8 protein-coding genes are annotated in these 10464 nt (G+C 71.0%); 4 read left to right on the forward strand and 4 right to left on the reverse strand.

The features are described 5' to 3' along the window. Positions 1-14: 14 nt before the first annotated feature. Together Raf01_RS20450 and Raf01_RS20455 are read right to left on the reverse strand one after the other, a co-directional pair. Positions 15-2093 (reverse strand): dipeptide/oligopeptide/nickel ABC transporter permease/ATP-binding protein, encoded by a 2079-nt coding sequence (locus Raf01_RS20450; RefSeq protein WP_239133761.1) that lies wholly within the window; start codon positions 2091-2093, stop codon positions 15-17. Continuing rightward, entirely contained in the window at positions 2093-3070 is a 978-nt protein-coding gene (locus tag Raf01_RS20455; protein ID WP_203919543.1) for an ABC transporter permease, read from the reverse strand. The genes Raf01_RS20450 and Raf01_RS20455 overlap by 1 nt, the downstream gene beginning before the upstream one ends. 299 nt (positions 3071-3369) lie before the next feature. On the opposite strand from Raf01_RS20455, the gene Raf01_RS20460 reads away from it, so the two are divergent. Then, positions 3370-4314: a zinc-dependent alcohol dehydrogenase gene (locus Raf01_RS20460; RefSeq protein ID WP_203919544.1), complete on the forward strand. Its 945-nt coding sequence runs from the start codon at positions 3370-3372 to the stop codon at positions 4312-4314. 67 nt (positions 4315-4381) lie between these two features. Here Raf01_RS20460 and Raf01_RS20465 read toward each other — a convergent pair whose 3' ends face one another. Both Raf01_RS20465 and Raf01_RS20470 read right to left on the reverse strand, forming a co-directional pair. Then, on the reverse strand, positions 4382-6430 hold the full coding sequence (locus Raf01_RS20465) for a primary-amine oxidase (protein WP_203919545.1): 2049 nt from the start codon (positions 6428-6430) through the stop codon (positions 4382-4384). Then, positions 6427-7392, reverse strand: a complete 966-nt coding sequence (locus Raf01_RS20470) for an N-acetylglucosamine kinase (RefSeq protein WP_203919546.1) — start codon at positions 7390-7392, stop codon at positions 6427-6429. The genes Raf01_RS20465 and Raf01_RS20470 overlap by 4 nt, the downstream gene beginning before the upstream one ends. Positions 7393-7710: 318 nt before the next feature. On the opposite strand from Raf01_RS20470, the gene Raf01_RS20475 reads away from it, so the two are divergent. From Raf01_RS20475 to Raf01_RS20485, 3 genes are all read left to right on the forward strand, one after another. Continuing rightward, complete coding sequence (locus Raf01_RS20475; protein ID WP_203919547.1) at positions 7711-8862, forward strand: ROK family transcriptional regulator; 1152 nt, start codon at positions 7711-7713, stop codon at positions 8860-8862. Positions 8863-8958: 96 nt separating this feature from the next. Further along, complete coding sequence (locus Raf01_RS20480) at positions 8959-9762, forward strand: DUF5134 domain-containing protein (protein WP_203919548.1); 804 nt, start codon at positions 8959-8961, stop codon at positions 9760-9762. Between the two features lie 190 nt (positions 9763-9952). Continuing rightward, a complete protein-coding gene (locus Raf01_RS20485) occupies positions 9953-10324 on the forward strand; it encodes a hypothetical protein (protein ID WP_203919549.1) in 372 nt (123 codons plus the stop codon). Positions 10325-10464 lie beyond the last annotated feature (140 nt).

Here is a 10464-nt window from a genome sequence, read left to right on the forward strand (position 1 = left end):
ACTGTGGACACGATTCAGCTCCTGTCTGCCTCGGCCGCGGCCACCGGTTCGGAGTTCTGGTAGAGCAGGCACGCCACGCGGGTACCGGGCGATGTCGCGTCCACTGCGGGCGTGGTTGGCTCGCCGACCCGGGGCAGCGGCAGCAGCAACGGCTCGCGGACCCGGCACTCGTCGGTCACCGACGGGCAACGCGGGCTGAACGAGCAGCCGGTGGGCAGCGCGCGCAGGTCGGGCGGCGATCCGACGATGCCGGTCAGCTCGCGCTTGGAGCCGGACAGGGTGGGGAACGACCCGATCAGCCCGCGGCTGTACGGGTGGCTCGGCGCGCGGTAGAAGTCCTGCGCGCTGGCCTGCTCCACGATCCGGCCGGCGTACATGATGGCGATCTCGTCGGCCAGCTCGATGAGCATCGACAGGTCGTGGGTGATGAAGATGACCGAGAAGCCCAGCCGGTCCTTCAGCTCCATGATCTGATCGATGATCTGGCGCTGGATCACCACGTCGAGCGCGGTGGTCGGCTCGTCCATCACGATGATCTCCGGGTTCAGTGCCAGCGCGATGGCGATCATCACGCGCTGGCGCATGCCACCGGACAGCTCGTGCGGGTAGGCGGTGGTCCGGTCGGTGGAGATGCCGACCATGGTCAGTAACTCGGCTACCCTCTCCCGGCGCTGCCGCTCGCTCATCGACGGGCGGTGTGCCGCGATCGCGTCCTCGATCTGCACACCGATCTTGAGGATCGGGTTCAGCGCGTTCATCGCCGACTGGAAGACGATGGCCAACTCCTCCCACCGGAAGTCGGTCAGCTCCCGGTCGGACATCCGCAGGATGTCGGTGCGCTTGCCGTCGGCGGCGGTGTAGAGGATCTGGCCGGTCGGGATCTCGGCCGCGGACTCGTGCAACCGGGTGATGGCGTAGGCCAGCGTCGACTTGCCCGACCCGGACTCGCCGGCGATGCCCAGCACGGTGCCCCGGCGCAGCGAGAGGGACACGCCGTCCACCGCGCGTACCGTCGAGTCTCCGGACAGGTAGTCGACGCGCAGGTCTTTGATCTCCAAGACGACGTCGCCCCGCGCGGCCGCGCCGTCGCCGGCCGCGGCCGGCTCCGCGACCGGCCGCGCCGGGCGGCCGGTGCGCGACCGGGTTCCGGCCGCGCGCTTCCTGGCGCGCTTCGTCGCGATCCCCGCGGAGCGCAGCCGGGGGTTGATGAACTCGTCGATCCCGAAATTCATCAACGACAGGCCGGTGCCGATCAGGGCGATGCTGAGCCCCGGCGGGACGAACCACCACCAGGCCCCGTAGCTCATCGCGTTCTGGGTCTGGGCCCAGTACAGGATCACGCCCCACGACCAGTCGGTGACACTGGTCAGGCCGAGGAACGCCAGCGACGCCTGGGTGAGGATCGCGCCGATCACGGTGGACAGGAAGGTGGCCGCGACGATCGCGGTCTCGTTGGGCAGGATCTCCCGGAAGATGATGCGGAAGGTGCTCTCCCCGGACGCCCGGGCCGCCTCCACGAAGTCCCGCTTGCGCAGCGAGAGGGTCTGCGCGCGCAGCACCCGCGCACCCCAGGCCCACGCGGTCACCGCGATCACGATGACGATCGCGAGTTCGCCGGCGTTGGGCATGGTACCGGTCAGGATGACCACCAGCGGCAGGCCGGGGATCACCAGGAAGATGTTGGTGATCAGCGACAACACCTCGTCGGACACCCCGCCGAGGTAGCCCGCGGTGAGCCCGACCACGAGCGAGAGGATGGTCGCGAGGATCGCCGCGACGAACCCGACCACCATCGACACCCGGGTGCCGTAGATCATCTCCGCGAAGATGTCCTGCCCGTTGTGGGACGTACCGAGCAGGTGGTGCGCGGACGGCGCGTGCAGGATGTCGTTGCTGACCGCGGACGGATCGGTCGAGACCAGCAGCGGACCGAAGATCGCCACCAGTGCGAACACCAGCACGATCACCAACCCGACGATGACCTTCACCGACCGGATTCCGCGCAGCCAGCCGAACCGGGTGGCGCGGGCCGGATCCGCCGCGGCCTCGGTCGGCTGCATCGCGGCGTCGTGTTCGAGGGTGCCGGTACTCATCAGGCAGCCCGCCTTGTCCGTGGGTCGAGGAGCACGTACACGAGGTCGGCGACGAGGTTCGCGCCGAGGACCGCGACCGTGATGATGAAGAAGATGCCCTGCATCAGCGGGTAGTCCTGACCGCCGATCGCCTGGAACAGGGTGTAGCCGATACCCGGGTAGTTGAAGACGACCTCGGTGATGATCGAGCCGCCGACGATGAAGCCCATCGACAAGGCGAACCCGGCCAGCGACGGCAGCACCGCGTTGCGGCCGGCGTAGGTGTTCATCACCCGGCGCCGGGAGAGCCCCTTCGCCTTGGCCAGCAGCACGTAGTCCTCGGCCAGCGTGGTGACCATCATGTTGCGCATGCCCAGCAGCCAGTACCCCACCGAGGAGACCACGATGGTCAGTGCCGGCAGCATCGCGTGTTCCAGCACGTTGTCGATGAACGCGAAGTTGAAGCCCTGCTCGATCCCGGGCGTGTACCCGCCGGCCAGCGGGAACCAGCGCAGCTCCACGGCGAACAGGTAGACCGCGATCAGGCCGAACCAGAAGTACGGCACCGAGGTGAGGAACGTGGTGACCGGGATGAGCCCGTCCACCCAACCGCCGCGCTTCCAACCGGCGACCGTGCCCAGCGCCGTGCCGATGACGAAGCTGAGGATCGTGCAGGCGCCGATGAGCCCGAGGGTCCACGGCAGGCCCTGACCGATGATGGTGGTGACCTTCGTGGGGTAGTTGCTGAACGAGACACCGAAGTCGCCGTGCAGCAGCCGGCTCCAGTAGTCCAGGTACTGACTCCACAGGCCCTCGTTGGTCTGCCCGTACAGCGCGCGCAGCGCGAAGACCGCGTGCGGGTCCAGGTGGCCCTGGAACCGTTGCAGCATCCGCGACACCGGGTCGCCGGGAATCATCCTGGGCAGCAGGAAGTTCAGGCTGAGCGCGACGAAGGCGGTTACCAGATAGAAGAAGGCTCGTCTCAACAGAAGCGTCATCCGCACTCCCTGCCAGTGCATGCTGTCCGACTCGTGGACCGGCTGCGGCTAGACCTCGACGAAATCACTGCATACCAATAATTGGCCGGAAGGTTACCGGTGCGCATACCACTTGACAAGACCTTGACGCCCCGCGCACACCGCGTCAGGGCCGAGTAACGGCCGGATACCACGAGTGCGCGGGGCTTCCCGCGGGCGAACCTTCTACAGTCCACAGAGGCCATGCGGTATCTTGAGGCATCATCGCCGTCAAGCACCGTCGTCGCCCCTCGACGCTCTCCGAAAGGTGCGTGCATCGCATGCGGTTCAGCCAGGTCATCGGCCCCAGAAGCTCCGTGGTCCTCGACGCGCCGGACCCGTCCCCAAGCGCTGGACAGGTGCTCGTCGACGTACTCGCCTGCGGCGTCTGCACGTCGGATCGGCGCGCCTGGCGTGAACAGGCGACCGCGGAGCGCCCGATCCGGCTCGGTCACGAGATTGTCGGCCGGATCGTCGAGGTGGGCTCGGACGCATCCGGCTGGCGCGTCGGCGACACGGTCACCGGCCTGGGCGGCGAGGGCTTCGCGACGCGGGCGCTGCTGGACGCCCGCAGCATCCTGCCGGTACCGGCGGGCATCCCACCGGAGCTTGCGATCGGCGAACCGCTGGCCGTACTCGTCGAGGCGCTCGGTCGCACCGGGATCCGCCCCGGCGACCGGGTCGCGATCGTCGGGCTCGGCTTCATGGGCCTGGCACTGGTCCAGCTGACCCGGCAACTGCTGCCCGCCACCATCATCGGGATCGACCCCGATCCGCATGCCCGGGAGCGCGGCGAGCGGGCCGGCTGCGCCGAGACGTTCGCTCCGGACGACATCCCGGCGCACTACCGCGAGGCCGGGCCGGCTTCGGAGGACCGCCGGATGGACGCCGTCCTCGAGGCGGCCGGTGTGGACAGCGCGCTGCGGGTGTCGGCCACGCTGGTCAAGCCGCACGGCGTGGTCAACGTGATCGGGTACCACAGCAGCGGCACTGCCCAGCTGGACCTGGACCTGTGGTACAAGGGCGTGACGATCGTCAACGGGTTCTCGCCGCAGCGCCCCAGGGTCATGGCCGCCATGGCCGAGGGGCTCGACCGGATCGCCCGACGCCAGTTCAGCTTCGCTCCGCTGGTCACCGACCGGCTCGGCCTGGACCAGGTGGACGAGGCGTTCGCGTTGATGGAGCGGCGCGAACCGGCCTTCGTCAAGTCGGTCATCGTGCCCTGACCGGTCCCGAGTTCCCGTCTCCGGCCGCCGGCGCCGCCCCGCGGGGGCACAGCGCCGGCGGCAGGCGTCAGCGGGCGTCGTGGCCGGCATGTGCCGAGCCGCCGTGCTCGTGGCCGGCGCCGTGGTCGTGGCCGCCGTGGTCCGAGCCGCCGTGGTCCGAGCCAGCGTGGTCCGAGCCAGCGTGGTCCGAGCCAGCGTGGTCGTGGCCGCCGGTGTGGCAGTGCCCCCCGGCCGGTGCCGGGACGTCCAGGGTCGGGTTCCGGTCGAAGAAGCCGACCGGTACCAGCCGGAAGCCGCAGCGTTCCACCGGCATCACCGGCCAGTCCTCCGGGCGCGGGAAGTGCGTCGGGCCGAACGTGTGCCACAGCACGATGTCGGCGCCGTCGATGTCCCGGTCGGCGGCCACGTACTCGGGCAGCCCGGCACCGCCCGGGTGCTGGTTGACGATGTCCCCGGCCGGATACCGCTGCGCCGGGTCGTACGCGGTCACCCACAGGTGCCGGGTCGCGAACCGGGCCCGGTCGTACACGGTCGACGACGGGTCGGCCAGCAGCGTCGGCGCCGGCTGCGGGTGCAGCACGAACGACACGGGCTGACCGAGGCGGTTGCGCGAGTCCGGGTTGACGACCCGCCAGACCCGGCCGAGGTCGGGCGCCGCCAACCGGGCCGCCTCGGACTCCCGGCGCAACCGGGTGACGTCGCGGACCAGCGCGTTGCCGTACGGGTTGTCCGGCCCCACCGGTACGCCACGCACGTCGACCTCGTCCACCGCGTTGGACAGCCCGTCGACCATCATGTCCAGCCGGGCGCTGAACAGGTGCTGGTGCGCCGGACCGCCGAGGCCGGGCGCGACCTCGGGCGCGTACGGGTAGTCGCCGCCCGGGTGGCTCGACGTCCAGATGACGCCGGTCAGCTTGACCTCGAGTTCGATCGAGCCGTCCAGGTACAGGTACCAGTAGAAGCCGTAGTCGTAGTTGCCGACGGTGGCGAAGAACGAGATGACCAGCCGGCGCTGGCGTCGGGTCTGCGCCGAACCGCTGAAGATGTCGGTGTGCTTCCACAGCACGCCGAAGTCCTCCTCGTGGACGCAGATCGCGTTGCGGATCACCCGCGGCTCGCCGTGGTCGTCGGCCACCGTCGCGTCCAGGTACGTGATGTCGCCGAGGCAGTCGCAGCCCAGCTCCAGCGAGTTGGCGAACTTGCCCACCAGGTACTCGCCGGTGTCGAAGTAGTTCTGGAAGAACCGGGCCGGGGTCGGATCGCCGTACGGGACCACCATCTCGGCCACCGAGGCGCGGTAGAGCACCGGGCGGCGGCGTCCGCCGTCGTCGTAGCACACCTGGTGCAGCGACAGCCCCTCCCGGGCGTCGAACCCGATGCGCAGCGACCAGTTCTGCCACTCCAGGTAGGTGCCGTCGAGGGTGAAGCTCGGGCCCTCCGGCTGGGTGATCTCGATGGGACGCAGCGTGGTACGGGGTGGTCCGGCCACCGCGGGGTCGTCGTAGTCGCCGGACTCCCCCGGTACCGGCAGGTCCTGCGCGTCGACCACGTCGAGCACCCGCCGGGCCACCAGGTCGACATAGGCCACCACGCCGTCCACCGGGTGCGCCCAGGCCAGGTCCTTCTCGTGCTCCTGCACGAAGGCCAGTACCCGCACCAGCCGCCGGCCCGCTTCGCCGTCCAGCCCGTACGAGCCGGCGGTCAGCGGGCAGGCACGCACCTTGCCCAGGTCGGTCAGGCCGCGCCGGGCCATCGCCGCGCCCCATCGCGGATCGGCGCGCACCACCTCGTCGGCGGTGACGAAGTCCTGGTCCAGGATCGGCGCCTGCCCGTCCCGTACCGGGTCCAGCCGGCGCTGGGAAACCACCTCGCCCCGGTCGAGGCTCACCACGACGTCGTCGAGGTCCCCGGTGGTCACGTCGATGAGAAACGCCCGCACGCTGCGCGCGACCGGGTCGCCGGACTGGTAGGCGAGGACGTCGCCCTTGTGCGGTTCGTCCAGACCGGCGTACGCGAACCTGGTCGCGTCGCCGAGCAGTCCCGCTGTGCGCAGGATGTCCCGGGTGGCCCGGTACTCCTCCGCGCTGACCGGGTCGAGGGGGTGGGTCGCGGTCATCGGATTCCTCCGGTTCCAGCCGGTTCGGCGGCCTCGGTACCGTCCCGCCCCAGGCGGCTGGCCAACTCCAGCGCGCCGAGGACGGGCGGGCGGTCCAGGAATTGCAGGACGCTCGACGGCTGGTGCTCGCGCACCGCGTCGAGAAACGCCCGGCGCAGCCGGGGCTGCACCAGGATCACGGTGCCGCCGGCGACGATCTGGGCGGCCGCCGCGCCGCGCCCGGCCAGCCGGTCGACCAGCAGGGCGAGCTGCTGCCCGGCCTGCGTGACGACCCCGGCGGCCAGCGCGGAACCCTCGTCGGCGGCCAGGAACACCTGCTCGGCGTGGCTGCCCAGGGACGCGGCCGAGTCGGCGGTCGACACCGCGAGAGCCAGCTCGGCGCCCTCGGTGACGCCGAACGCGGCCATGAGCCGGCGGCCGAGCGGGTCCAGGGCGCCGCCCAGGTCCAGTTCGGTGAGCACGGCCCGGGTGGCCTCCCGGATCAGCCCGGCCGAGCTGCCCTCGTCGCCGAGGATCCAGCCCCAGCCGCCGGCGGTCAGCAGCTCGCCCCGCGCGTCACGGGCCACCGCGATCGCGCCGGTACCGGCGATGACCCCGATACCCTCGGTCAGGCCGGTGGCCGCGGTGACCAGTTCGGCGTCGTTGACCACGCGCAGCGGGCCGGTGAAGTACCGGCGCAGCTCGGCCGCGAACGCGTCGCACTGGGCCGTGGTGTCGCACCCGTGCGCGCCGACGGCCATCGGCCAGGCCAGCGCGTCGCTGCCCAGCCACTCGACGACCAGCCGGTGCACGCCGCGTGCGTTGTGCGGAAAGGAGTGGGTGCGCCATGAGGTCGTGTCGACGTACCGCTCGCTCCGCAGGATGTTTCCGGCACCGAGGGCGAGGTGGGTCTTGGTGCCACCGACGTCGATGCCGATAGTACGGGGCGGGTCCGGTTGAGCGACCGTCATTGTTTTTGTCACCGAACTTCTACTCGGAGGGACAGTGGCGCGCCCGGCTCGCCGGGCCATGCGGAAGGGCTGTTCAGGCCGGAGAGAGGTGCCGAGGGGTCGGTCGACTGAGGCCGCCCAACGTTCGGAAGGTTAACGAACTCTGGTCGCGAGAGCAATGGCGCGCGGCTTACTATGCTTACCGTGGCAAACGACCGGTCCGGGTCGTGGCGCGGCGCCGGACGCCGGGCCGGACCGGTCGGATGGGCGACTGGTCTGGGTCGCGGCGCGGCGACAGACGCGCCGAGCCAGACTGGTCGGAGTCAACCTCTCCGGCCCACGAGGAGGATCATGAAGACGACTGCGCCGCGGACCGACTACGACCTGGCGACCAGCGCCCGTGCTGTTCTGCGCGCGCTGGCCACGGCCGGACCGGCGACCCGGCCGCAGCTGGGCGACGCGCTCAGTCTCTCGAAGCCGACCATGTCCACGGCGATCGCCGAGCTGGCCGACTACGGGTTGGTGACCAGCCAGGGCTCGACCCGGGGCGCGACCGGTCGCAGCGCGGTGCTGTATTCGGTCGCCCCGGCGGCCGGCCACGTGCTGGGCATCGAGGCGGGTTCGACCCGGGTACGGGTCAGCGCGCACGCCATGGACGGCCGGCAGATCGCCACGGCCGAGGAGCGCATGTCCAGCCGGGCCCGCCGGGTCACCCCGACCGTGGTCTCCGCCGTGCAGCGGATCAGCGAGCGGATCCGGGACGCGGTCGGCGACGACAACGGCCCGCTGCGCGATGTGGTCATCGCCGCGCCCACGCTGCCCTCGACCGGCCGGGACACCGGCCTGCAAGCCGACGGCGTCGAGCGGCTCGACCAGCTCCTGCCGCTGCCCGGCAGCGTCCCGGTGACCATCGAGAACAACGTCAACTGCGCGGCCGTCGCGGAGCACCGGGTGGGCGCCGCCCGGGGGCACGACAACTTCGTCTACCTCCAGGTCGGCGTGAAGATCGGCCTCGGGGTGGTGGTCAACGGCGCGCTGCTGCGCGGTTTCCACGGCGCCGCCGGCGAGGTCGCCATGCTTCCGTTCCCGTGGTCGCGCGCGGACACGCCGCGGCGGGCGGAGCTGGAGGGATACCTGGGCTCGGCCGCCCTGATGGCCCGGTGCCAGCGCGACTGGGACGACAGCCACGGGCCGGCGCCGCGCGACGCCGAGCGGTTGTTCGCCGCCGCGGCCAGCGGCAACGAGGCGGCCCGGCGGATCGTGGACGCGCACGGCCGGGACATCGGGCGCCTGGTCGTCGGCGTGATGGGCGTGGTCGACCCGGGGTTGGTCGTGCTCGGCGGCGGCGTGGGACAGAACCAGCTCCTGCTGCCGGAGGTGCGGCGCACCATCGCCGAACTGGCCTGGAACACCGAGGTCACGGTCGGCGCCCTGGGCGACTACGCGACGGTGCAGGGGGCCGTGCACATGGCCATCGGCCGCGCGCTGGCCCGGATGGTGTGACGGTGCCGGATGGTGTGACGGTATGACCAGCCGGTAGTTCGATGGTCTGGCCGGCCGGGTACCAGATCTGACCACGGGCGGGAGCGGAGGGCGCGGATGGCGGCGTCGCTGGAGTTGCGCTGGCCGCTCGCGCTCGCGTTCGCCGCGCTCGGCGGGTACTGCCTGGTGCGCTGCGTGTGGCCGGCGGCCCGATCCGGGCACGCGGTGTGCGACCGGGTGTCCGACGCCGCGCACGCGGCGATGAGCGTCGCGATGGTCGCCATGCTGTGGGCACCGCGACCGGGCGACCGGTGGGGCCTGCAGCCGGCCGCGTTCGCCGTGCTCGCCGGCTGGTTCCTGGTACGCGCGACCGGCCGCGCCCACTCCCGGAGGCACCGGATCGGGCTGGTGCACCAGGGGGTCGTGATGGCGGCGATGTGCTGGATGCTGCTCGCGGCGTCCCCGGTCGGCTCGTCCGTCTCCGGCGTGCTCGGCGGCGGTTCGGCGACGATGCCCATGCCCGGTGCCGTCGGGCATGCAACCGGGGCAGTGACGACGGGGGCGGTGACGAGCGGGGCGGTGACGACTGGCGTACTCGCCGGGTATCTGGCACTCGCCGCGCTGTGGTGGCTGCGGGCGGCCACCGTCGCCGGCAGCCCCGCACGGGCGTCCACAGCGGACGGTCGGGTGCTCTCCGGGCCGGCGCTGTCCGGGCCGGTGGTGTCCGGGCCGGTGGTGTCTGAGCCGGTGGTGTCTGGGCCGGTGGCCTCCGGGTCGGCGCTGTTCGGGCCGGCGGTCTCCGGGCCGGCGCTGTCCGGGGCGGCGCTGTTCGGGGCGGCGCTGTTCGGACCGGTTGGCGAGAACACCTGCCAGGCGCTGATGGCCACCGCTATGGTCGTGGCGCTGCTGGCGTCGCTCTAGAGTTCCTCACGAAGTTGCCCAGAGTGCCTGTTGTCCTATATGGACGGCCGTCGATCGCGAGGAGGGGCGAGCAGCCGCCATGGATCGGCTCGGACGGGGCTGTGGCAACGCATCGAGTGGGGCGTATGGAGTTGGCTGCTTGCCCGAGAACCCGGTTGAGCACGCTCAGGCCGATCGACATACTCCCCGAGTGACCAACACCGGGGTCGAAGCCACTGAGCAGGGTTGGGATGGACCCTGGTACCGCGTCCGCACAGAACGGTTCGAGGCGTCGTTTCTGCCCAGCGCGGGCGAGGATCTGGATGCCGTTTGCAACGTCGACCTGGAGGTGCGGCTGGCGGCGGACGGCTCGCGCTGGAGCGCGACCGTCTTCACTGTCGCCGAGGTCGGACGCCTGATGGACAGGTGGTCCCAAACCGGCGAGGAGTGGGGCGGCCGCTACTTCTGGTGTTCAGACGGCCTGATCGTCAGGGATCCCGGCATCGGCAACATGACCGAAGCGCTCTCCGGCCTGCTCGACGCCGGAGAACTCACGCAGGTCCTTCGGCGACTCGACGACTAGTAGCCGCCAGCCATTCTGGAACGATCAGTTATTCGCGTCGGTGATAGTTGTTCCGGCGGGGTTGCCGCTCCGCGTCGATGTAGGCCGTCGGTGGCGATCCTGACCTTCCAGTTGCCCTGATGAATCACGCGGTGATGGTG

This window comes from Rugosimonospora africana (assembly GCF_016862975.1).
GTDB classification, from domain to species: domain Bacteria; phylum Actinomycetota; class Actinomycetes; order Mycobacteriales; family Micromonosporaceae; genus Rugosimonospora; species Rugosimonospora africana.